Below are 22,128 nucleotides of genomic sequence, written 5' to 3' on the forward strand. Positions count from 1 at the left end.
AATGTGGTCCGTGTGACCGTGAACGCTGAATCCCACGCCGTCGCCAAGGCGACCTGGCGAGACCTGCCCGCGGCGCAGCAGCCCGAGTACCCCGATGCCGAGGCTCTGCGCGATGTGATCGCGGACCTCGAGTCGTATCCTCCGCTCGTCTTCGCCGGCGAGTGCGACCAGCTGCGCGCCCGGATGGGAGCCGTCGCCCGTGGCGAGGCGTTCCTGCTCCAGGGCGGCGACTGCGCCGAGGCCTTCGACGCCGTGTCCGCCGACCACATCAGGGCCAAGCTCAAGACGCTGCTCCAGATGAGCGCCGTCCTGACGTACGCGGCCTCCGTGCCCGTCGTCAAGGTCGGCCGCATCGCCGGGCAGTACTCCAAGCCCCGCTCCAAGGGGACCGAGACCCGTGACGGCGTGACCCTGCCGACGTACCGCGGCGACTCGGTCAACGGCTTCGACTTCGACGAGAAGTCCCGCATCCCGGACCCCGAGCGCCTGAAGCGGATGTACAACGCCTCCGCCTCCACGCTCAACCTGGTGCGCGCCTTCACCACCGGTGGTTACGCCGACCTGCGCCAGGTGCACGCCTGGAACCAGGACTTCGTGAAGGCGTCCCCCTCGGGCCAGCGCTACGAGCAGCTGGCGCGCGAGATCGACAACGCCCTGAACTTCATGAAGGCCTGCGGCACCGACCCGGCCGAGTTCAAGGCCGTCGAGTTCTACGCCTCCCACGAGGCGCTGCTGCTCGACTACGAGGGCGCCCTGACCCGTACGGACTCGCGCACCGGCAAGCTGTACGACACCTCCGGCCACATGGTCTGGGTCGGCGAGCGCACCCGCCAGCTCGACCACGCCCACATCGAGTTCGCCGCGCGGATCGCGAACCCGATCGGCATCAAGCTGGGCCCGACCACCTCGGTCGACGAGGCGCTGACGTACGTCGACCGTCTCGACCCCGACCGCGAGCCCGGCCGGCTGACCTTCATCGTCCGCATGGGCGCCGACAAGGTCCGCGACAAGCTCCCCGAGCTGGTCGAGAAGGTCACCGCCTCCGGCGCGGTCGTCGCCTGGGTCACCGACCCGATGCACGGCAACACCTTCGAGGCCGCCTCCGGCCACAAGACGCGCCGCTTCGACGACGTGCTCGACGAGGTCAAGGGCTTCTTCGAGGTCCACAAGGGCCTCGGCACCCACCCGGGCGGCATCCACGTCGAGCTCACCGGTGACGACGTCACCGAGTGCGTGGGCGGCGGCGACGAGATCTTCGTCGACGACCTGCACCAGCGCTACGAGACGGCCTGCGACCCGCGGCTCAACCGCAGCCAGTCCCTGGACCTGGCGTTCCTGGTGGCGGAGATGTACCGCGATCAGTAAGTAGGTACCTACGACGACGGGGCGCGGATCCATGTGATCCGCGCCCCATCGTCGTTTCCAGGGCTTTTACGGTCCCGCCGCGCCGGGTAAGGTTAGGTTAGCCTTATCGATCACGGCGGGAGGTGAACCGCGTTGTACGTCTGCTCATGCTTCGGTGTCACGGAGAAGCAGGTCAAGCAGCATGCCGACGCGGGCGCCTGCACGCCCCGCCAGATCGCCTCGGCCTGCAAGGCCGGCACGGACTGCGGTTCCTGCGTCCGTCGCATTCAGGCCATCCTCGGGCGCGGCAACTGCCCCCGGCGCGAACTCCTGGACCAGGGGATGCCCGCGCTGGCGACGGAGTCCGTCGCCGAGCCCGTCGTGGAACTCGGGGAAGCCGCCTAGCTCCGCGGCTCGGCCCGGCTCCGCTAGCTCGGCTGCTCGATGAGCGTCGAGATGTAGAGCGCCTCACCCAGGGACTCGATCAGCTCCAGCTGCGTGTCCAGGTAGTCGATGTGGTGCTCCTCGTCGGCGAGGATCTCCTCGAAGAGGTTCGCCGAGGTGATGTCGCCCTTGGCGCGCATGACCTCGATCCCGCGCTTCAGGCGGTCGATCGCCTCGACCTCGACCTGGCGGTCCGCCTGGAACATCTCGGTGAGGGTCTGGCCGACCCGCACATGGAAGAGCCGCTGGTAGTTGGGCAGACCGTCGAGCATCAGGATGCGCTCGGTGATCTTGTCCGCGTGCTTCATCTCATCGATGGACTCTTCGCGCGTGTACTTGGCGAGCTTCGTCCACCCCTTGTTGTCCTGGATGCGGTAGTGCAGCCAGTACTGGTTGATGGCCGTCAGCTCGCCGGTCAGCTGCTCGTTGAGGAACTCGAGGACCTCGGGGTCGCCCTGCATCGCAGAGGCTCCTTCCACGTTACGTGTCTATGCCGTCACTGGGCAGGATGGCCGCATCCTCGCACCCCGAATGGGGGTCGTCCAGTAAGTGCAGGCTTAGTCGGAGTTGCCCGAATCCGCTGGTGCGGGTGGTCTCCTGGTCATGACCACCCCTCGCCGTCTGTCACCATGGATGACATGGGTCAGCCGGAGAGCGGAGTACACCGGGAAGCGGGGCAGCCGGATCGTTCACCGGACCTTCCGCCGGGCCAGCGGCTCCAGCGCGGCTGGCCGGTCACCCATTACGGGCCCGTCCCCAAGTTCAAGCCGGACCGCTGGGAGTTCCGCGTCTTCGGGGCGACGGCCGACGGCGACAAGCGGTGCTGGAACCACGAGGAGTTCTCGGCCCTCCCGTTCTCCACGGTCGTGGCCGATCTGCACTGCGTCACGAAGTTCAGCATGCTCGGGGCCGAATGGGGTGGCGTTCCGGCCCGCACGGTCCTCGACCTCGCCCCGCCCGCGCCCCAGGTCACCCATGTGATGGTCTGGGCCGAGTACGGCTACAGCGCCAACATGCGGCTCGCCGACTTCGCCGCGGAGCGCACGATCTTCGCCACCCACATGGACGGCGAGCTGCTCACCGCCGAGCACGGCTTCCCGCTCCGGCTGGTCGTTCCCCATCTGTACGCCTGGAAGGGCCCGAAGTGGGTCCGGGGCGTGGAGTACATGGCCGCCGACCGCCGGGGCTTCTGGGAGGAGCGCGGCTACCACAACCTCGGCGACCCCTGGACCGAGCAGCGCTACTCGTACCAGGAGGAGCCGGGGGACGGCCCGGAGCTGTAGCTGCGGGTGCAGTGTGGGTCAGGCCGTCAGTGGTGGTACTGGTGGACCACCGCGTGGCCCTTGCCGCGGCCGATCATCCACTTGTTGACCGGCGTGGTGATCACGAACGCGGCGGCGAGCGCGATGGCGAGCACGATCCAGAAGAACGGCTCCGAGAGGTGCGCGTCCATGGCTCCGGGCCAGAGGGCGAGGACGCCGTTGTCGATGATCTCCATGACCGCGATGGAGAGGGTGTCGGCGGCGAGGGCGACCTTGAACGCCGTCCTGAAGTCGACGCCGGCGGCCAGGATGCCGCGCAGGGTGAGCGCGTAGCCGAAGAAGAAGGCCAGGGTGATCGCGAGGATCATCGTCTGCACGTTGCCCCAGCCGAGCGCGGTGCCGATGACCATGCCGAGCACCTCGCCGATGGCGCAGCCGGTGAGGCAGTGCAGGGTGGCCTTGGCGGCCATGGACCAGGAGACCTTGCCGGAGTGGCCCTCGTGGCCCTCGTGGCCGGCGTGACCTGCGTGGCCCGTGTGGGCGCTGTGGTCGTGGTGGTCGTGGTGAGCGTGTGCGTCGTGCTGCATCGGGTGCCCCCAAAGGCGGGTAGCGGTTCCTGCCGTTACAGGAACCGTATACCCCCCTGGGGTATTCCTCAACGGGAAATGACGCCCCTGAGCTTCTTCAGCAGCTCCACGTCCGCGAGATGCCCCTCCTTGCCGCCCGGCGTCTCGATGATCAGCGGCACGCCGTCGGTCGCCGGGTGCCGGAGCAGGTTCCGGAACCCGTCCTCGCCGATGTGACCCACGCCGATGTTCGCGTGCCGGTCCTTGCGGGCGCCGACCACGTCCTGGGAGTCGTTGGCGTGGATCAGCTTCAGCCGCCCCTCGCCCACGGTCTCCACCAGCTGGTCGAGCGTCTGCGTCGCGCCGTGCGGACCGGTCAGATCGTGGCCCGCGGCGAAGATGTGGCAGGTGTCGAGGCAGATCCCCAGCTTCGGATGACGGTCGAGCGCGTCGAAGTACGGCCCGAAGTCCTCCGCGCGGGAGCAGAGTGAGAAACCCTGGCCCGCCGTCGACTCCAGGAGCAGATACGGATCGTCGTCGTGCGTCAGCTCGTCGAGGAGCGGCAGCACCCGCTCCCGTACCTGGGCGAGCGCCTCCGCGCGCGGGCGGCCCCCGGTCGCCGAGCCGGTGTGCACCACCACGCCCTGCGCGCCGATCTCCCGGCCCCGCCGCAGCGAGTGCCGCATCGACTCCACCGACTTCTCCACGGTGGCCTCGGTGCCGGAGCCGAAGTTGATCAGGTACGGGGCGTGGACCCAGGCCGAGATCGACTCGGCGGCGCACTCGGCGCGGAACCGTTCGTCCTGGGCGGGGTTGCCGGGCGGGGTGGCCCAGCCGCGCGGGTTGGCGACGAAGACCTGCACGGCCTCGGCGCCGAGTTCACGGGCGTAGCCGAGGCCGGTCGTGGCGAGGCCTCCGGCCACGGGGACATGGCCGCCGACGGGGTTGCGCATGAGTCTCTAGAGTCCCTTGATCGTGAGGGTGATGGTGGAGCCCTCGGGCGCGGTCTCGCCGCCCGCCACGGACTGGCCCGTGACCGTGTCACCGAGGTAGGGGAAGGACTTCTTGATCTCCACCTCGAAGCCCGCGTCCTCCAGGGCCGCGCGGGCGTCCTCGGTCGTTTTCTCCGTCACGTCCGGCACCGCGACCAGCTTCGGCCCCTTGGAGACGGTGAGGGTGATGGTGTCGCCCTCGGCGGCCCGGCTGCCCTCGGCGAGGGACTGCGCGGCGACGGCGCCGGCGGCCTCGGAGGAGTTGATCCGCTCCGGGGCGACCCGGACGGTGAGCCCGGCTTCCTGGAGGCGGGCGGTGGCCGCGTCGACGGTCTCGCCGGTGACGTCGGGTACGTCGATCGGCGCGCCCTTGCTGACCACCAGGGCGACGGCCGAGTCGGGGGAGCGCTCGGTGCCGGGCTCGGGGTCGGAGCTGATCACGGAGCCCTGGGCGACGGACTCGCTGAACGCGGAGGTGGTCACCCCGGGCGCCAGACCCTCCCGCTCCAGCACGCGCCTGGCCTCGGCGAGCGGCTTGTTCCTGAGGTTGGGCACCTTCACGATCTCCGGGCCACGGGAGAGGGTCAGGGTCACCGTGGCGTTGCCCCGGAGGCGCTCGCCCGGTGCCGGGTCGACGGCCATGACGGTGCCGCGCTCGTACACGTCGCTGAACGCGCGTTTCGTCGAGCCGACCTCCAGGCCGGCGTCGGTGATCCGCTTCGTCGCCGCCGGCTCGGTCTGGCCGAGGACGGCGGGGACGCGGGTGAACTGGCCGGAATTGATGTACCAGACACCGGCGCCGAGGCCGAGGGCGAGCAGGACGCCGAGGACGATCAGGAGCGGGCCGCGGGGAGGTCGCCGGCGGGCCGTGGCGGGGGGAGCGGGGGGCTCGGGTGCGGGCAGCCGGTTCGTGTGCAGCACCGGCTGGGGGTCCTCCGCCCCGGCCGCGGGGACGGGCCGGGCGATCACGCTGGTCCGGTCCTCCGCGGTGTCCCGCGCCCCGGACCGCGCCTGCGGGGGTATGGCGTCCAGCTGCTCCTCGCCGAGCGCGGCGCGGGCCTCGCGGAGGAGGGCGAGCAGGGCGACGGCGTCGTGCGGGCGGACGTCGGGGTTACGGGCCGTGGCCGCGGCGACCAGCTCGTCCAGCTCCAGGGCGAGACCGGCGACGGTGGCCGAGGGGGCGGGCACGTCCGTGTTGAGGTGCTGGTAGAGCACCTGGGCGGGGGTGTCGCCGGAGTGGGGCCTGCCGCCGGTCAGCATCTCGTACAGGACGACACCGCAGGCGTACACGTCGGCGCGGGTGTCGGCGGTGCCGTGCTCGATCTGCTCCGGCGCGAGGTACGAGACGGTGCCGAGGACCGAGCCGGTGGTGGCGGTCGCCGAGCCGACGGTCCGTACGAGACCGAAGTCGGCGACCTTGACCCGGCCGTCGTCCCCTATCAGGACGTTCTCCGGCTTCATGTCCCGGTGCACGAACCCGGCCCGGTGCGCGGCGCCGAGCGCGGCGAGCACGGGCTCCAGGATGTCCAGGGCGGCGCGGGGCGCGAGGGCGCCGCGCTCGCGCAGGACGTCACGGAGGGTGCAGCCGGCGACGTACTCCATCGCCAGGTAGACGTACGCGCCCTCGGCGCCCTGGTCGAAGACGCCGACGACGTTGGGGTGCGCGAGGCGGGCGACGGACTTCGCCTCGCGGATGAAACGCTCGACGAAGGCGGCGTCGGTCGCGAGGGCGGGGTGCATCACCTTGAGCGCGAGGACGCGGTCGAGGCGGGTGTCGACGGCCCGGTAGACCGTGGCCATCCCGCCGACGGCGATGCGCGCGTCGACGCGGTAGCGGCCGTCGAGCAGCCGCCCGACGAGGGGGTCCTGAAGGGTCGTGTCCACGGCGTCGAGTCTACGAGCCGTGGACGGGGCCCCCGCGCGGTCGTCCCGCTGTTGCAGCGCACCTGTGACGAGCATCGCCCGGACCCCGGGCCCGGCCGCGCGCCGTCGCCCGCCGACCGGGCGTCCGTCCCGGCCGGGGGTCAGAACGCCGGGCGTTCCGGGTCCAGCGTGGCTCGGCCCTCCGTCGGGGACGATGCCTCCGCGAAGTGCCGGCGGGGGATCCGGCCCGCCCGGTACGCCAGCCGCCCCGCCTCGACCGCGTGCCGCATCGCCCCCGCCATCAGCACCGGCTCCTGCGCCCGCGTCACCGCCGACGCCAGCATCACCGCCGCGCACCCCAGCTCCATCGCAAGGGTCGCGTCGGACGCCGTGCCCGCGCCCGCGTCGAGGATCACCGGCACGCCCGCCCGCTCCGTGATCAGCTGGAAGTTGTGCGGGTTGCGGATGCCGAGACCCGAGCCGATGGGGGAGCCGAGCGGCATGATCGCCGCGCACCCCACGTCCTCCAGCTTCCGCGCGAGGACCGGGTCGTCGTTGGTGTAGGGGAGGACGGTGAAGCCGTCGTCCACGAGGGTCTCGGCCGCGGCGAGGAGCTCCTCCCCGTCCGGCAGCAGCGTCCGCTCGTCGGCGACGACCTCCAGCTTGATCCAGTCGGTGCCCAGCGCCTCCCGCGCGAGCCTGGCCGTCAGGACCGCTTCGCCGGCCGTGAAGCAGCCCGCCGTGTTGGGCAGGACGCGGATGCCGAGCCGCTCCAGGACGGACAGGACGGAGCCCTGGACGGTGGGGTCGAGGCGCCGCATGGCGACCGTCGTCAGTTCCGTACCGCTGGCGACCAGCGAGCGCTCCAGGACGTCGAGGCTGGGCGCCCCGCCGGTGCCCATGATCAGGCGCGACGAGAACTCCGTACCGCCGAGGGTGAAAACGTCGTCTGACATCGGGTTCAGCCTCCCTGGACCGCGGTGAGGACCTCGACCCGGTCGCCCTCGCCGAGCGGCGTCGACGCCCACTCCCCGCGCGGCACGACCGTCTCGTTGAGGGCGGCGGCGACCCCGGAGCGGGACGTGGTCAGGGTGGCGACGAGGGCGTCGAGGGTGACGGGGCCGGAGAGCTCGCGCGGTTCTCCGTTCACGGACACGTTCATACGGGCTGCTCCTGACGTGCGGGAGGGGCGGGGGAGAAACGGCGGGGGGTGAAGGGACGCGCCTCGTCGGGGAGGACGCCCGTGGTGAGGACCTCGGCCATGACGTCGCCGGTGACGGGGGTGAGCAGGACCCCGTTGCGGTAGTGCCCGGTGGCCAGGTGGAGGCCGGGCAGCGCGGTGGGGCCGAGCAGCGGCGCGTTGTCGGGGGACGCCGGCCGGAGCCCCGCCAGGGTCTCGGTGAGCGGCAGCTCGGTGATCCCGGGGACGAGCTCGTGGGCGTCGCGCAGCAGCTCGTACACCCCGCCCGCCGTGACCGTCGTGTCCCAGCCCAGCTCCTCGCTGGTGGCGCCGACGACGAGTTCGCCGTTCTCCCGGGGCACCAGGTAGACGTGGCTGCCCCGCACGACGGCCCGGACGGTCCGGGAGAGGAAGGGGGCGTACGCGGCCGGCACCCGCAGCCGCAGCACCTGGCCCTTCACGGGGCGCACGGGCGGCAGCACCTCGGCCGGCACGCCCGCGAGCCGCCCGCTCAGGCTCCCTGCGGCCAGGACGACCTGGTCGGCCGTCAGTTCCCGGCCCCCGGCGAGTACGACACCGCGCGCCCGGTCCCGTACCACCGTCAGGCTCCGCGCGAGGGCGCGGTGGAAGACCACCCCGGCCCGTTCGCAGGCGACGAGGAGCGCGGCGGCGAGCCGGCGCGGGTCGACCTGGTGGTCGCCGTCCACCCGCAGCCCGCCGCGCACCCCGGGGGCGAGCATCGGTTCGAGGCGGCGGCACTCCCGGCCGCTGAGCCACTCGGAGGCGAGCCCGCAGCGGGTCTGCAGGGCGTGCAGCTCGCGCAGGTGCGCCCGGTCGTCGGCGTCGAGGGCGACCGCGAGGGTGCCGCAGGCGCGGTAGCCGACGTCGTGGCCGGTGGCCTCCTCGATCTCGGCGACGAACGCGGGATACCGTGCGGCGGAGGCGAGGTTGAGCCCGAGCAGGGTCTCCTCGCCGTAGTGGAGTTCGGTGACGGCGGCGAGCATCCCGGCCGCGACCCGCGCGGCGCCACCACCGGGGTCCGGGTCGACGACGGCGGTGCGCAGTCCGCGCCGCGCGGCCCGCCAGGCCGTGACCAGGCCGATGATCCCGCCCCCCACCACGAGGACATCGCAGATGTCGGAGGTGTCGGAGGTGCGTGAGACTTCGGAAGAACGCATGGGCGTCCAGCCCCTCCCTTCGCCGGCATGACCCGGATCAGGTTCGTACGGTCGGAGGCCGTCCCAGCCTCCCTCTCAGCCCGGTGCGTCCGGGCTCCCGCGAGTGCTTTACGCCCGCCAGACTAGCTTCCGCCTCCGGGGGGCCACAGGCCCCTCCCTCACCTCCATATTCCTGATGGCCCGTCAGCTGCGTAAGGTGGTCGGGTGAGCGAGCAGAAGCAGGCCGAGCAGCGTGTCGTGATCGTCGGCGCGGGGATGGCGGGCGTACAGACCGCCGTCGCCCTGCGCGAACAGGGCTTCACCGGCCCCGTGACCCTCATCGGGGCCGAACCCCATCAGCCCTACGACCGGCCCCCGCTCTCCAAGGCCGTCCTCCTCGGCAAGGCCGAGGACTCCGCCTTCGACGTCGACTTCGAGGCCCTCGGCATCGAGCTCCGCCTCGGCCTCGACGTCACCGGACTGCGCGCCGCCGACCACGAGATCGACACCGAGGCCGGACCCGTCGGCTACGACACCCTCGTCGTCGCCACCGGCGCCCAGCCCGTCACCCTGCCCGGCGCCGAGGGCGTCCCCGGTGTCCACCTGCTGCGCACCCTCGACGACGCCGTACGCCTCGGGCCCGTCCTGGGGCGCCGCCACACCGTCGTGGTCGTCGGTGCCGGATGGATCGGCGCCGAGTTCGCCACCGCCGCGCGCGAGGCGGGCTGCGCCGTCACCGTCGTCGAGGCCGCCGACCGCCCCCTCGCAGGAGCCCTGCCCGCCGAGGTCACCACCCCCATGGCCGAGTGGTACGAGGCGAACGGCGCCACACTCCTCACCCACGCGCGCGTGGACACCGTCGAACCCGGCCGCGTCCTCCTCGCCGACGGCCGCGAGCTTCCCGCCGACGCCGTCGTCGTCGGCATCGGCGCCCGCCCCGCCACCGGCTGGCTCACCGGCTCCGGCATCGCCCTCGACCCGAGCGGCGCCATCACCGCCGACGAGCGGCTGCGCACCTCCCTGCCCGACGTGTACGCCGTCGGCGACTGCGCCTCCTTCCCCTCCGCCCGCTACGGCGAGCGCCTCCTCGTCCACCACTGGGACAACGCCCTCCAGGGCCCCCGTACGGTCGCCGCGGCGATCACCGGGTCCGCGGACACGCCGTACGACCCCGTCCCGTACTTCTGGTCCGAGCAGTTCGGCCGCTTCGTCCAGTACGCCGGCCACCACGCCGACGCGGACGAACTGCTGTGGCGCGGCGACCCGGCCGACGAGGCCTGGTCGGTGCTCTGGCTGCGCGCCGGGGTGCCGGTGGCCCTCCTCGCCGTCGGCCGCCCCCGCGACCTGGCCCAGGGCCGCAAGCTCGTCGAGGCGGCCACCCCCGTCGATCCCGCGCGCGCCGCCGACCCGTCCGTACCCCTGAAGGCGGCGGTCCTGTAGGGCCCGAGTACCGGCTGTCGGTCCGGGATGGCAGGCTTGTCCTGTGACCAAGATTGACGTGAAGATCGATGCGCTCGTCCCCGCCTGGCTCTACGTGCCCGACATCGCGGAGATGCTCGATGTCGAGGTGACGCGCGTGCGGCAGCTGATCAATGAAGGCCAGCTCATCGCCGTGCGCCGTGGAGAGAACAACGCCCTGCAGATCCCCGCCGCCTTCATCCAGGGCGACAGGATCGTCAAGGGCCTCGTCGGGCTCCTGACCGTGCTGCGGGACGACGGCTTCAGCGACGAGGAGATGCTGGAGTGGCTCTTCACTCCGGACGAGAGCCTGCCGGGCACGCCCGCGCAGGCGCTCAACGAGAACCGCGGCACGGAGGTGAAGCGCCGCGCCCAGGCGCTCGCCCTCTGACGACGTCCGCACGCGCGCACGCACCGAAGACACCACCAGCGGGTGGCGGGGGGGGGGGGGGGGGCCCCCGGCCCGCCCCCCCCCCCCCCCCCCCCCCCCCCCCGCGCGGCCCCCCCCCCCCCCCCCCCCCCCCCCCCCCCCCCCCCGCCACCGGCGACACCGACGGGGGGAACCCACCCATGCCCACGCCTCGTGAGCGGCTCGCCGACGCCCGGCTCTATCTCTGCACCGACGCCCGGAAGCGCCAGGGCGACCTGCCCGACTTCCTCGACGCCGTGCTCCCCTCCGGCGTGGACATCGTGCAGCTCCGCGACAAGGGCATGGAGGCCGGTGAGGAGCTGGAGCACCTCGCCGTCCTCGCCGACGCCGCCCGCCGCCACGGCAAGCTCCTCGCCGTGAACGACCGGGCCGACGTCGCCCACGCCATCGGCTCCGACGTGCTCCACCTGGGCCAGGGCGACCTGCCCGTGCCCGCCGCCCGCGCGATCCTCGGCGAAGAGGTCCTGATCGGCCGGTCCTGCCATGCCGAGAGCGAGGCGGCCGCGGCCGCCGTCGAACCGGGCGTGGACTACTTCTGCACCGGTCCGTGCTGGCCCACCCCGACCAAGCCCGGACGGTACGCGCCGGGCCTCGACCTCGTGCGGTACGCGGCGGGCCTCGCCCAGGACCGGCCCTGGTTCGCCATCGGCGGCATCGACGCGACCAACCTCGAAGAGGTCCTGGACGCCGGTGCGCGCCGGATCGTCGTCGTCCGGGCCATCACCGAGGCCGACGACCCGGCCGCCGCCACGGCCGCCCTCGCCGAGCGGGTCCGGGAGCGGGCGGGGGAGTAGGGCGCTCGTCCAAGGATCCGCCCGGCCGCCTGTCCGAAAAGGTGTCCAACAGCCGGACACCGTTCACACCGCTCGGCGCACCCCGTCTAACCTGCCGGTATGGCCCTTGGTACCGCTTCTGTCCGCTCGGACCGCGCCCGCACGGTCCGCGAGATCCTCGCCTCCGGCGGCACGTCGTACTCCTTCGAGTTCTACGCGCCCCGGACCGCGAAGGGCGAGCAGGGCCTCTGGAACGCGATGCGCCGGGTCGAGGCGGTCGGACCGAGCTTCGTCTCCGTGACCTACGGCGCCGGCGGCTCCACCCGCGGCGGCACCGTGAAGGCCACCCAGAAGATCGCCTCCGACACCACGCTCACCCCGGTCGCCCACCTCACCGCCGTCGACCACTCGGTCGCCGAGCTGCGGAACGTCCTCGGCCAGTACGCCGACGCCGGCATCCGCAACATGCTCGCGCTGCGCGGCGACCCGGCCGGTGACCCGCTGGGCGAGTGGATCGAGCACCCCGAGGGCGTGCGGTACGCGGCCGACCTGGTCCGGCTGATCAAGGAGTCGGGTGACTTCTGCGTGGGCGTCGCCGCCTTCCCGGAGATGCACCCCCGCTCCACCGACTGGGACACCGACATCCGGCACTTCGTGGACAAGTGCCGTGCGGGCGCCGACTACGCGATCACCCAGATGTTCTTCGATCCGGAGAACTACCTGCGGCTCCGCGACAGCGTCGCGAAGGCGGGCTGCGAGACCCCGATCATCCCCGAAGTCATGCCCGTCGTGAACGTGAAGACCCTCGGCCGACTGCCCCAGCTGAGCAACGCGGCCTTCCCCGACGATGTGAAAGAGCGCATCCTCGCCGTCAAGGACGATCCCACCGCTGTACGCTCCATCGGTATCGAGTTCGCGACGGAGTTCTGCGCGCGGCTGCTCTCCGAGGGTGTCCCCGGACTGCACTTCATCACGCTGAACAGCTCCACCGCGACGCTCGAGATCTACGAGAATCTCGGACTGCACCAGCAGTCGTGACCGGTCGTACCCGCCCCGACCCGCGGCGGTGACCGTGGAGAGGGGCGGCGGGGCATGGGGTGGACGGTCCTCTACATCGCGTTCGGAGTGGTCGCACTGTGGCTGCTGGGGGAGGTGCTCCTCCAGTACAAGGCACGGCTGCGCTGGCGGGTGCTCGCCTTCTGCGGCTTCCTCGGTGTGGTCGCGGGCGTCCTGCTGTCCCTGGTGGCGGTGATCATCGCAGGGGCGGTCGCCTTCGCCGTCGGCCAGACGTACGTGACGCTCTCCTTCCGCCGCGGCTTCTCCACCGGCTGGGCGATCGGCGGCAGTCCCGGCGCGAGCCGTCGACGCAGGTCCGGCGCTCCCGCGCAGGCCGGGCCCACCCTTGAGGTCACCGAGCTGTCCTACGGCGGCGAGGACACCTCGTACGCCGTGCCGGAGGGCGCCGGTGAGCAGCAGCCCGCCGCGGAGACCACCGCCGTCTACGAGCCCCTGCCCATGCCCGACGACACCGGCCAGTACGGGGTCTACGGCACGGGCCAGGACACGGCGCACAGCCACGCCACCGGGTACGAGACGGGGCACGACACGGGGTACGACCCCTACGCACCGGCCTACGACCAGCAGCAGCCCGCCTACGACTACGGCGCCGCCGCGGCGCAGCAGCAGTACGCCGCCTACTCCGACCCGTACATCGGTCCCGGCACGGACGGCCAGCAGTACGGCTCGTACTACACCGACCCGTACGCCCCCTCGTACACCTACGACACGCCGCCCGGCGGGGTCTGGGTCCCGCAGCAGCGCGACACCGAGCAGGCGCCCCAGCCGCAGCAGCCTCCACAGGGACCGAGCCCGTACGGCTACGAGCCGCACCAGGACGACCAGCAGCAGTACCGGTACTGAGTGACCGTGGGGCCGTCGGCGAGTCGCGCCGACGGCCCCACGCGCTCACTGCGAGCCGCGGAAGTCCGCGCCCTCCACGATGAACCCCGCCACAAGGGCGCCCGACATGCCCGCGTGGGCGAGCCCGCCGCCCGGGTGGGACCAGCCGCCCGCGAACCAGAGGCCCGGCAGCGGGGAGCGGTTGTCCGCCGGGAGCAGCCGCCCGCCGGCCCCGGCGAGCGCGGGCCCCGGCACCTCTGCGGCGCCGGTGTCCCGCCGTACGTCTTCCGGGGTGCGGACGTGCTGCCACAGCAGCCGCTCCCGCAGCCCCGGCACCGCCCGCCCGGCCGCCTCGACCATCCGCCCGGCGAACGCCTCCCACTCCTGTTCCCCTTCCCCGGACGTGGGGACGGTCGCCGTGACCGTCACCGACTCGTGGTCCGCGTCCGGGCGCAGCGCCGGATCGTCCGGGCGCAGCACCGTCACCGTCGGCCGCTCGCCGGCCGCGTGCACCACGGTCCGGTGGACCGCCTCCGGCTCGCGGGCCCCGCGCAGCGCCAGACAGACCGTCACCCGGCCCGTACCGAGGGCCTGGTGGCGCGGCCGGTCGTCACCGGGGCCCCACTCGACGACCCGGTCCCGGTCGAGGGCGGGCAGCGGGGCCCCGGAGACGACATGGTCGGCCTCGACGGTGTCGCCCCCGGCCAGCCGGACGCCCACCGCCCGGCCGTCCTTCTCCAGGACGCCCTCGACGGGAGTGTCGAAGACGAACTCGACCCGCCGCTTCCGGCACCGCTCGTACACCGCGTCGGCGAGCGCCCGCAGCCCCCCGCCCACGTACCAGCTGCCGAAGGTCTGCTCCATGTACGGCAGGACGGCGGCCGAGGCGGGGGCGGTGGCCGGGTCGAAGCCGTACGCCCACGCGTACGCGTCGAGCAGGGCGGCGAGCTGGGGGTCGCGCAGCTCCCGCACCCCCACCTGCGCGAGCGTCGTCGTCGGCCGCCGCAACAGGCCCGGCTTCAGGGCCGGGTACGGCTCACGGGCCAGGGGCGCGGGGTCGGTCGGCTGCGGCTCCTCCAGGAGCGGGCGGCGGGTGCGGTCCCAGGCCTCGCGGGCGCGGACGAGGAAGTCGCCCCAGCGCTCGCCCGCGCCGGCGCCGAGCGCCGCGTCCAGGGCGGCGACCGTGCCGGCCCGGGAGGCGTTCGGCAGGTCCACGCGGGTGCCGTCGGCGAAGACATGACGGGCCGCCGGGTCGACCTGCGTCAGCGTGACGCACTCCTCCAGGGGCTCTTTGCCGGTCTTCACGAACAGGTCCCGGTACACGGCGGGCAGATGCAGCAGCCCCGGGCCCGTGTCGAAGGCGAAGCCGTCCCGCTCGAAGCGGCCGACCGCGCCGCCGTACGTCGCGCCCCGCTCGTACACCGTCACCCGGTGGCCCGCCACGGCCAGCCGGGCCGCCGCCGCCATGGCGCCGAGTCCCGCGCCGATCACCACAATCCGTGCCATGCCGGCGACTTTATCCGGCGCCTCGGACAGTGGTGGAAACCCGGTCGGAGGTCCCGTCGGGCGTCCGGGGCCTGCCGGTCAGAAGTGCTCCGACCCGTCGTCGGACGGGGGCCGTGACCGGGCTCTGGTCGTCACGTCGGCGAGCCGCCTCTCCTCACGGCGCTGGGACCTGCGGCGCAGGAAGCGGCGGATCCTCTTCGCGAGGAAGACCAGTATCGCGAGCCCGAGGGTGAGCAGGACGGCCGCGATGATCGCCGCCGCCACCGGGTGGAAGACGGCGAAGGTGATGATCGCCGCCACCCCGAGGTCCTCCGCCAGGCTCAGCGCGACATTGGAGAACGGCTCGGGCGACGAGTTGACCGCCATCCTCGTCCCCGCCTTGACGAAGTGGCTGAGCAGGGCCGTCGAACCGCCGACCGCGCCCGCCGCGAGCTCGGGCAGCGAACCGTTCTGCCCGGCGAGCAGCGCACCGACGACGGCCCCGGACACCGGCCTGATCACCGTATGGACGGAATCCCATATGGAGTCGACGTACGGGATCTTGTCGGCCACCGCCTCGCACAGGAAGAGCACGCCGGCGACGACGAGGACATCGGTGCGCTGCAAGGACTCGGGCACCTCGTCGGTGAGCCCGGTCGCGCCGAAGATGCCGAACAGCAGGACCACCGCGTACGCGTTGATCCCGCTCGCCCAGCCGCTGGTGAACACCAGGGGGAGTACGGACACGCCCGCGATCGTAACCAGGTCTGAGTATGCGTACCTAGAGGCCGAGATGAGTAGGTGCGCGGATGGGCGCGGGCGGGCCCGGACGGAAGAGTGGAGTCCACGGAAGGGGCGCGGCCCCGGGGACCGCCGTCACGGGGCGGCGGAACCGGGGCCGCGCGCCTGCCGCTACGGGGCACGGGGGGCCACGGGGGATACGGGGATACGGGGGAGCACGGCGGAAGGCCGGTGCGGCAGGGCTCGGGGGGATCGAGCCTCGTCGGACCGGCCTTCTCGTCGTGTCCGCACGGCGCCGCGGGGGCAGGCCGCCTGAGGGAGCGTGAGGAGCGTTACGGGGGTTCCACGCGGGCGCGTGGTCAGCGGCGGCCGCCCACCCGGCCGTGCAGCAGCCGGGAGAGCGCCGCGTGCACGTCGTCGAGCGAACGCTCGCTCTGGAAGGCCTGCCAGTCGAGCGCCGCCACCAGCACCATCCCGACCAGCGCCGCCGCCGTCAGCTGGACGTCGATGTCGTCGCTCAGCTCACCGGCCGCCACCCCCTCGCGCAGCACCCCCTCCACCACCGCGACGGCCTCCTGGCGGACCACCAGGAGCGTCGAGTTCCAGGCCCGGTTGGTGCGCCACAGCTCCGCCACGTACAGCTGGGTGAAGGCCGGGTAGCGGTCGATGAAGACGAGGCCCGCGTGGATCATCGCGTCGAGCGCGTCGACCCGGCTCCCGCCGCGCTCGGCGGTCTCCTCGGCCGCCGTGCGCAGCGAGGCCGCGAGCAGCGACACGCCGTGGCGCAGCAGCTCCTCGAAGAGCTCGGTCTTGCTCTTGAAGTTGTAGTAGACCGTGCCCTTGGCCACGCCCGCCCGCTCGGCGATCTCGTCCACCGTCGTCGCGGAGAAGCCCTGCTCCGCGATGAGGGTGACGGCCGCCTCGTAGAGCTTCGCGCGCGTGGCCTGGCGTCGGGTGCTGCTGCTGTCCATGGGGTCGATTCTCACAGGTGTCGCGGGCGTCACAGGACCCGTCTCACAGGGTCAGTTCGGGGTGGAGCCGGTCGAGCGTCCAGACCTGCCGCTTGCGGGCCGAGACCGCGGTCAGGGCCAGGGCGCCCACGGTGAACGCGGTCAGGACCGCGCAGGCCTGCCAGACGGGCCCGATCCCGCCGCCCGTGATCAGCCGGCGCAGCGCCTCGACGACGTAGGTCATCGGCAGGAAGGGGTGGACGGCGTTGAAGAAGCCCGGACTGGTCTGGACGGGGTACGTGCCGCCCGCCGAGGTCAGCTGGAGCATCAGTAGCGCGAGGACCAGGATCCGGCCGGCCGCGCCGAAGCGGGCGTTGAGCCACTGGATGATCGCGGCGAAGCAGCAGGTGACCAGGGTGAGGAAGCCGACCGTGCCGGCCGCCCTGGCCATCTGGAGGCCGAGGCCCCAGTGCAGGACCGACATGAGGGCCGCGACCTGGAGGACGCCGATCGCCGCCACCGGGAACCACCCCGCGAGCGCGATCCGCCAGGCGGAGGCGCCGGCGGCGAGGGCGCGCCGGTTCATCGGCTGGATGATCATGTACGCGACCATCGCGCCGACCCAGAGGGAGAGCGGGATGAAGTACGGGGCGAAACCGGTGCCGTAGTTCGGCGCCTTGTGCAGGGACTGGGAGGCCAACCGCACCGGATCGGCCATGACCTCCGTACGCCGGTCACGGTCCTGCTCGTCGTAGTCCGGGATCCGCTCGACGCCGTCGCGCAGCCCGCCGGCCAGCTCACCGGAGCCGTCGGCCAGCTTGAACAGGCCGCCGTCGAGGTCGCCCGCGCCCTTCTTGAGCTTGCCGACGCCGGTGTCGAGGCTGACGGAACCGGTCTTGGCCTCGGTGATGCCCGTGTGGAGCTTGTCGGCGCCCGCCGCGACCTGCTTCGCGCCCGCGTTGAGCTCGTTGATCTTCCTGATGGCGTCCTCGACGTCCTCGTCGAGGTGCGGGGCGCGGGCGGCCAGCTCGTCGGCCTGCTTCTTGAGCGTGACGAGCCGCGCGTCCAGGGTCTTGATGTCGCCCTTGCTGTCCTTGGTCAGCTCGTGCACGTCGTCCGCGATGGTGGCCACGTCGTCCGCGGTGACCGAGGCCTCCTTGAGCCGGGCGCAGATCCGCGCGTCGGCCTCAGGCTTCAACTCGCACTCCTCCCGGTGGATCGCGGCCAGACCGTCGTCGGCCTTGTGCGCGGCCGTACGGAGCACCGGGGCACGCTCGACCAGGTCGTCGAGCCGACGCTGGACGGCGGTGGTGGAGTCGGAGACGAGCCGGGCGGTGTCGCGGATCGACCTGCCGTTGTTGGCCAGGTAGGGGCGGACCTTGTCGGCGGTGCCGTTCACCTTGTCGGCGAGCGACTGCGTGCCGTTCGCGACCTTGCGGGAGCCGCTCTCCAGGTCCTTCGCGCCCTTGTCCAGCTTCTTCAGGCCGGCGGCCAGGTCGCCGCTGCCGGTCTTGGCGGTCGTGAGACCGTCCGCCAGGTCCTTGGAGCCCTTCTTCGCCTTGTCGACGCCCTGCTTGAGGTCGCCGGCGCCCTTGGCGGCCTTCGCGGTGGCGTCGTGGATGTCGGAGAAGGAGATGAAGATCTTGTCGAGGAAGGACCGCGAGGACTTGGTGGAGGCCGCGGTGCGCACCTCGGAGAAGACCGTCCGGGAGATCTGCCCCACGATGTAGTTGTTGGCGTCGTTCGTCCGCACACGGAGGGCGCCGGTCTCGGGGGCGTCGCCGGAGCTGGAGGCGATGCGCGAGCTGAAGTCGCCGGGCATGGTCAGGGACAGGTAGTACTTCCCGTCCTCGACGCCCTCGCGCGCCTCGGCGTCGCTCACCCGGTGCCAGGCGAAGGTGTTGCTCTCCAGGAGCCCCTTGGTGATGTCGTCACCGGCGTTGATCCGCTTGCCGTCGGCGGTGGCGCCCCGGTCCTCGTTGACGAGGGCCACGGGGATCTTGTCGAGCCTGCTGTACGGGTCCCAGAACGAGTACAGGTACAGGGCGCCGTACAGCAGCGGCAGCAGCAGGATCGCGACGAGCGCGGCGCGCGGCAGCTTTCCCCTGCCGAAGCGCTTCAGCTCAAGCGCGGCCAGTTTCGGCGAGCGCATCGGCCGCCCCCTCCTCGGTCGTGTGGTCGTCGTCGTGCGCGTCGGGGTCGGAGGCGGGCGCCTCCGGCTCTTCCGGGTCGGTCGGCGGCTCGGGGTTCTTCGCGGCTGTCGGCGTCTCGGGGCTCTCGGGGGCCTCCGGGTCCGTCGGCGTCTCGGGGTCCTCCGGGTCCTCCGGCTCTTCCGGCTCCGTCGGGGCCGCGAGCGTCGTGATGCGCAGGGAGTCCTCGGGGGCCTCGCTGCAGACGGCGAGGACGGTCGTCCCTGCGGCGGCCACCTTGCGCAGCAGCGCCCAGGCCTCGGCCCGGTCGGTGTCCGAGAGCTTCAGGTCCGTGTCGTCCACGGCGAGCAGCCGGGGGCGGCCGATCAGGGCCAGGGCGGTCGAGAGCCGCAGTGCTTCGAGCCGCTCCAGATCGCGTACGGAGGTCCGCTCGCCCTTCGGCAGGGCGGAGAGGTCGAGCCCGGCCGCCGCCACGGCCTCCTCGATCCGGGCCCGGGTCGCCGCGGCACGCTCGGCCGGGCGTCGCAGGAGGGCCCGGAAGGAACCGTCGTAACGGCGCTGGAGCAGGGCCCGCTCGCGCAGGTGCTCGGCGACCGTGAACGCCGGGTCGAGCTCGCTGACGCCGGGCACCTGCCCGAGGGCGCTGATCCGGCGGACGCCGGCCATCTTCCGGGGCAGGGAGAACCCGCCCACCTCGGCGGACCCCTCCGTGGCCTTCATCCGGCCGGTGAGCGCGAGCAGCAGACAGGTGCGGCCCGAACCCGAGGGCCCCTCGATCGCCACCAGCGAGCCCGGCGCGACCCGGAAGGAGACCTCCCGGAAGGCCCAGCCGCGCGGTCCCCTCAGTCCGAAGCCGTCCGCGACGACGGCGGCGCCGTGCGGCCGCTCCTCGGCTTCCGCTTCCACGGACCCACCCCCCTGTTCCCGTTTTTGAACTGACTGGTCAGTGCAAAAACTACCCCGGCCCTGGTTTCCAGGCAAAAGCCCAGGTCGGCGGCGTTGTCAGTGGGGCCCGGCACGATGGACACATACGGCCACAGCGCCGTCACGCGACGACAGGAGGACTCGTCATGGCAAGCCCTTCCGCAGCAGCCGCGCCCCGCCGCCACCCCGGGGGCCGTACCGTCCCCGCGCAGCCAGGACCCGCGTCCGACGTCCACCCCGTCCCGCGCCGCTCCGCCGCCCCGCCCGCCGCCCTCGACCTCCTCGCCAAGGCCCGAGCGGGACTGGCCGAGGCCGCGATCCTGGACCGTCCCCACGAGCGGTACGCCGCCGCCCACCTCGCCGCCCTGCGGGCCGCCGCCGCCGTGCTCGCCGCCCGCGCCCGGCCCGACACCGGCCCCCGCCGGCGGCAGCGGATACGGAGCGCCTGGGAGCTCCTCGCCGAGCTGGCGCCCGAGCTGACCGAGTGGAGCGCCCTCTTCGCCTCGGGCGCCGAGCGCAGGGCCCGCGCCGAGGCCGGCATCGCGAGCGCGGCCACCCGGCGCGAGGCCGACGACCTCCTCAGGGACGCCTCCTTCTTCCTGCGCCTGGTCGAGCGGCTCCTCGCGCTCCAGCCGGCCCCGCCCCGGCGGCCGGGGGCGGACGGAGCCGGAGGATGATCCGGAAGGCCAGGCCGAGGCCATAGGGTGGGGAGCGTCCGTACCCGTCACCGAGGAGTCAACAGCCGTGCCGGACCCTTCCGCTGCCTTCGGCCGAGAGGCGTCGTCGCGCCCGTCGCGCGCCTCCCTGCGTACCGCCGTCGTCTGGGACGTCCTCAAGGAGGCCCTCGACCGCCGGGTCGAAGCCACCGGCAAGGACAGCCTCGACGTCCTCGACACGGGCGGCGGCTCCGGCAACTTCGCGGTGCCGGTCGCCCGCCTCGGCCACCGGGTCACCGTCGTCGACCCCAGCCCCAACGCGCTCTTCGCGCTGGAGCGCCGGGCCGCCGAGGCCGGCGTCGCCGACCTGGTGACCGGCGTCCAGGGCGACATCAGCGGCCTCTTCGACGTGGTCGGGCGCGAGAGCCACGACACCGTGCTCTGCCACGGGGTCCTGGAGTACGTCGACGACCCCGTCGAGGGCGTACGGAACGCGGCCGCCGCGCTCCGGCCCGGGGGCAGCCTCAGCCTGCTCGCCGCCGGGGTCGGCGGCGCCGTCCTCGCCCGCGCCCTCGCCGGGCACTTCACCGAGGCCCGGCACGCGCTCACCGACCCGGCGGGCCGCTGGGGCGCCGGCGACCCCGTGCCCCGGCGCTTCACCGCCGAGCAGCTCACCGAACTCGCCGACGGGGCCGGGCTCGCGGTCGGCGCGGTGCACGGTGTCCGGGTCTTCGCCGACCTCGTCCCCGGCGTCCTCGTCGACACCGAGCCCGGTGCCGCGGAGGCCCTGCTCAAGCTGGAGGCGGCCGCCGCCGAGCTGCCCTCTTTCCATGCGATCGCCACGCAACTGCACCTGTTGGGCGAGAAGCGGGCCTGAGCAGGACGGCCACCCGAACGGCGGCGCGGGCGACGGCACTCCATGGAGTACGCCACAGCCCACCCCGTAACGGGCTCCGCCCCGTATGATCGGGGGACAGTATCCGGCATGACGGACGAGGGGCTGGGGAATCAACGCCTCAGCAACCGATCCGCATGGCGGCCCGGATTGGCTATTCGGCATTGAGGGCGGGTTTCACGGGGGCGATTCCCTGCCTATCCTGAAAGGGCCGCAAACCGGTCGCCCCCGCGACCGACGACTAGGAGGACTCCGTGCCGCTCTCGGAGCACGAGCAGCGAATGCTCGAGCAGATGGAGCGAGCGCTGTACGCCGAAGATCCCAAGTTCGCGACAGCGCTCGAGGGAAGCGGACTGCGTACGTACACCCGGCGACGGGTCTACCAGGCAGTCGCCGGCTTCCTGGTGGGTATCGCGCTCCTCATGGCCGGAATGGTCGCACAGCAGATCTGGATCAGCGTGGTGGGGTTCCTCGTCATGCTGGGCTGCGCGGTCCTGGCGGTCACCGGATGGCGCAAGGCGCCGAAGCCGGGCGAGCAGCAGGCGAGGGGTGGGGTGGCGGCCGGTGGCCGTCAGACCCGACAGCGACGCTCCATGATGAACCGGATCGAAGAGCGGTGGCAGCGCCGCCGCGACGAACAGCAGGGCGGCGGCCACTGACGGGCCCCTGAGCGGAGGCCCCGCACCCTTCCGTACGAACCCGAGCCCCGAGAGGCCGGCGCACTTGCGCCGCCCCACGGGGCTCGGGCTCGTTCACGCACCTGTACCTGCGGCCCTCCCAGCCGCCGCGCCCGCAGAAGGCTGCGCCCGCCCCGCCGCGGGGCATTTCGTTCCGCTGGGACGGTGCCCACCCACGCCCGCCCACCTCGTTGTGGGCAACTGTTCCTCCCCCAGACTCCGTCCGGGGGGACCCCCAGGGCGGAACGGGTGGGCACAACGGAACGGCGCCCCTCGCCGGGC

Annotated in this window: 23 protein-coding genes and 1 riboswitch; of the genes, 11 read left to right on the forward strand and 12 right to left on the reverse strand. The window is 72.8% G+C overall.

What is annotated here, in order from left to right; genetic code table 11:
• Positions 1-12 precede the first annotated feature (12 nt).
• Together ACIRB7_RS27255 and ACIRB7_RS27260 are read left to right on the forward strand one after the other, a co-directional pair.
• Positions 13-1,365 carry a class II 3-deoxy-7-phosphoheptulonate synthase gene (locus ACIRB7_RS27255; RefSeq protein WP_403603481.1) on the forward strand — a complete coding sequence of 451 codons (1,353 nt, stop codon included), beginning with the start codon at positions 13-15 and terminating at the stop codon, positions 1,363-1,365.
• Positions 1,366-1,497: 132 nt separating this feature from the next.
• Positions 1,498-1,749, forward strand: a complete 252-nt coding sequence (locus ACIRB7_RS27260; RefSeq protein ID WP_403603483.1) for a bacterioferritin-associated ferredoxin — start codon at positions 1,498-1,500, stop codon at positions 1,747-1,749.
• A 23-nt stretch (positions 1,750-1,772) separates the two neighbouring features.
• On the opposite strand, the gene bfr is transcribed toward ACIRB7_RS27260, so the two are convergent.
• Positions 1,773-2,249 (reverse strand): bacterioferritin, encoded by a 477-nt coding sequence (bfr, locus tag ACIRB7_RS27265; protein ID WP_403603485.1) that lies wholly within the window; start codon positions 2,247-2,249, stop codon positions 1,773-1,775.
• A gap of 177 nt (positions 2,250-2,426) precedes the next feature.
• On the opposite strand from bfr, the gene ACIRB7_RS27270 reads away from it, so the two are divergent.
• Positions 2,427-3,071: a sulfite oxidase-like oxidoreductase gene (locus ACIRB7_RS27270; RefSeq protein WP_403603487.1), complete on the forward strand. Its 645-nt coding sequence runs from the start codon at positions 2,427-2,429 to the stop codon at positions 3,069-3,071.
• Between the two features lie 26 nt (positions 3,072-3,097).
• Here ACIRB7_RS27270 and ACIRB7_RS27275 read toward each other — a convergent pair whose 3' ends face one another.
• From ACIRB7_RS27275 to thiO, 6 genes are all read right to left on the reverse strand, one after another.
• Positions 3,098-3,637, reverse strand: coding sequence for a DUF4396 domain-containing protein (locus tag ACIRB7_RS27275; protein WP_403603489.1), 540 nt, complete (start codon positions 3,635-3,637; stop codon positions 3,098-3,100).
• A 68-nt stretch (positions 3,638-3,705) separates the two neighbouring features.
• Positions 3,706-4,569 (reverse strand): deoxyribonuclease IV, encoded by an 864-nt coding sequence (locus tag ACIRB7_RS27280; protein ID WP_403603491.1) that lies wholly within the window; start codon positions 4,567-4,569, stop codon positions 3,706-3,708.
• Between the two features lie 6 nt (positions 4,570-4,575).
• The gene (pknB, locus tag ACIRB7_RS27285; protein ID WP_403603493.1) at positions 4,576-6,492 is read right to left on the reverse strand and encodes a Stk1 family PASTA domain-containing Ser/Thr kinase; all 1,917 of its coding nucleotides are present in this window, start codon (positions 6,490-6,492) and stop codon (positions 4,576-4,578) included.
• Positions 6,493-6,632: 140 nt separating this feature from the next.
• The gene (locus ACIRB7_RS27290; RefSeq protein WP_403603495.1) at positions 6,633-7,427 is read right to left on the reverse strand and encodes a thiazole synthase; all 795 of its coding nucleotides are present in this window, start codon (positions 7,425-7,427) and stop codon (positions 6,633-6,635) included.
• Between the two features lie 5 nt (positions 7,428-7,432).
• A complete protein-coding gene (thiS, locus tag ACIRB7_RS27295; protein WP_403603497.1) occupies positions 7,433-7,633 on the reverse strand; it encodes a sulfur carrier protein ThiS in 201 nt (66 codons plus the stop codon).
• A complete protein-coding gene (gene thiO / locus ACIRB7_RS27300; RefSeq protein WP_403603499.1) occupies positions 7,630-8,829 on the reverse strand; it encodes a glycine oxidase ThiO in 1,200 nt (399 codons plus the stop codon). Before thiO ends, thiS begins: the two co-directional genes overlap by 4 nt.
• Positions 8,827-8,940, reverse strand: a riboswitch (TPP riboswitch). (Overlaps the previous gene by 3 nt.)
• Positions 8,941-9,033: 93 nt before the next feature.
• Here thiO and ACIRB7_RS27305 point away from each other — a divergent pair.
• The 5 genes from ACIRB7_RS27305 to ACIRB7_RS27325 all read left to right on the forward strand — a co-directional run bounded on the left by ACIRB7_RS27305 (position 9,034) and on the right by ACIRB7_RS27325 (position 13,389).
• Positions 9,034-10,248, forward strand: coding sequence for an NAD(P)/FAD-dependent oxidoreductase (locus ACIRB7_RS27305; protein ID WP_403603501.1), 1,215 nt, complete (start codon positions 9,034-9,036; stop codon positions 10,246-10,248).
• 43 nt (positions 10,249-10,291) lie between these two features.
• Positions 10,292-10,657 (forward strand): Rv2175c family DNA-binding protein, encoded by a 366-nt coding sequence (locus tag ACIRB7_RS27310; protein ID WP_403603503.1) that lies wholly within the window; start codon positions 10,292-10,294, stop codon positions 10,655-10,657.
• A 179-nt stretch (positions 10,658-10,836) separates the two neighbouring features.
• Positions 10,837-11,490, forward strand: a complete 654-nt coding sequence (gene thiE / locus ACIRB7_RS27315; RefSeq protein ID WP_403603505.1) for a thiamine phosphate synthase — start codon at positions 10,837-10,839, stop codon at positions 11,488-11,490.
• Positions 11,491-11,589: 99 nt separating this feature from the next.
• A complete protein-coding gene (metF, locus tag ACIRB7_RS27320; RefSeq protein ID WP_403603506.1) occupies positions 11,590-12,507 on the forward strand; it encodes a methylenetetrahydrofolate reductase [NAD(P)H] in 918 nt (305 codons plus the stop codon).
• A 54-nt stretch (positions 12,508-12,561) separates the two neighbouring features.
• Positions 12,562-13,389 (forward strand): hypothetical protein, encoded by an 828-nt coding sequence (locus ACIRB7_RS27325; RefSeq protein WP_403603508.1) that lies wholly within the window; start codon positions 12,562-12,564, stop codon positions 13,387-13,389.
• A gap of 45 nt (positions 13,390-13,434) precedes the next feature.
• Here the strand turns inward: ACIRB7_RS27325 and ACIRB7_RS27330 are convergent, their stop codons facing one another.
• From ACIRB7_RS27330 to ACIRB7_RS27350, 5 genes are all read right to left on the reverse strand, one after another.
• Entirely contained in the window at positions 13,435-14,874 is a 1,440-nt protein-coding gene (locus tag ACIRB7_RS27330) for a phytoene desaturase family protein (protein ID WP_403603510.1), read from the reverse strand.
• A gap of 78 nt (positions 14,875-14,952) precedes the next feature.
• Positions 14,953-15,600: a DUF4126 domain-containing protein gene (locus tag ACIRB7_RS27335; RefSeq protein ID WP_403603512.1), complete on the reverse strand. Its 648-nt coding sequence runs from the start codon at positions 15,598-15,600 to the stop codon at positions 14,953-14,955.
• A 353-nt stretch (positions 15,601-15,953) separates the two neighbouring features.
• Positions 15,954-16,565 carry a TetR/AcrR family transcriptional regulator gene (locus tag ACIRB7_RS27340; protein WP_403603514.1) on the reverse strand — a complete coding sequence of 204 codons (612 nt, stop codon included), beginning with the start codon at positions 16,563-16,565 and terminating at the stop codon, positions 15,954-15,956.
• 43 nt (positions 16,566-16,608) lie between these two features.
• The gene (locus ACIRB7_RS27345; RefSeq protein WP_403603516.1) at positions 16,609-18,696 is read right to left on the reverse strand and encodes a YhgE/Pip family protein; all 2,088 of its coding nucleotides are present in this window, start codon (positions 18,694-18,696) and stop codon (positions 16,609-16,611) included.
• Positions 18,668-19,600 (reverse strand): ATP-binding cassette domain-containing protein, encoded by a 933-nt coding sequence (locus tag ACIRB7_RS27350; protein ID WP_403603518.1) that lies wholly within the window; start codon positions 19,598-19,600, stop codon positions 18,668-18,670. The genes ACIRB7_RS27345 and ACIRB7_RS27350 overlap by 29 nt, the downstream gene beginning before the upstream one ends.
• 164 nt (positions 19,601-19,764) lie before the next feature.
• Between ACIRB7_RS27350 and ACIRB7_RS27355 the strand changes: the two genes are divergently transcribed.
• From ACIRB7_RS27355 to ACIRB7_RS27365, 3 genes are all read left to right on the forward strand, one after another.
• Complete coding sequence (locus ACIRB7_RS27355) at positions 19,765-20,295, forward strand: SAV_6107 family HEPN domain-containing protein (protein ID WP_403603520.1); 531 nt, start codon at positions 19,765-19,767, stop codon at positions 20,293-20,295.
• Positions 20,296-20,362: 67 nt separating this feature from the next.
• Positions 20,363-21,151 carry a methyltransferase gene (locus ACIRB7_RS27360; protein WP_403603522.1) on the forward strand — a complete coding sequence of 263 codons (789 nt, stop codon included), beginning with the start codon at positions 20,363-20,365 and terminating at the stop codon, positions 21,149-21,151.
• 272 nt (positions 21,152-21,423) lie between these two features.
• A complete protein-coding gene (locus ACIRB7_RS27365; RefSeq protein ID WP_015032957.1) occupies positions 21,424-21,828 on the forward strand; it encodes a DUF3040 domain-containing protein in 405 nt (134 codons plus the stop codon).
• Positions 21,829-22,128 lie beyond the last annotated feature (300 nt).

Origin of the sequence: Streptomyces sp. NPDC093795 (assembly GCF_044764665.1) — a bacterium.
Classification (GTDB): domain Bacteria; phylum Actinomycetota; class Actinomycetes; order Streptomycetales; family Streptomycetaceae; genus Streptomyces.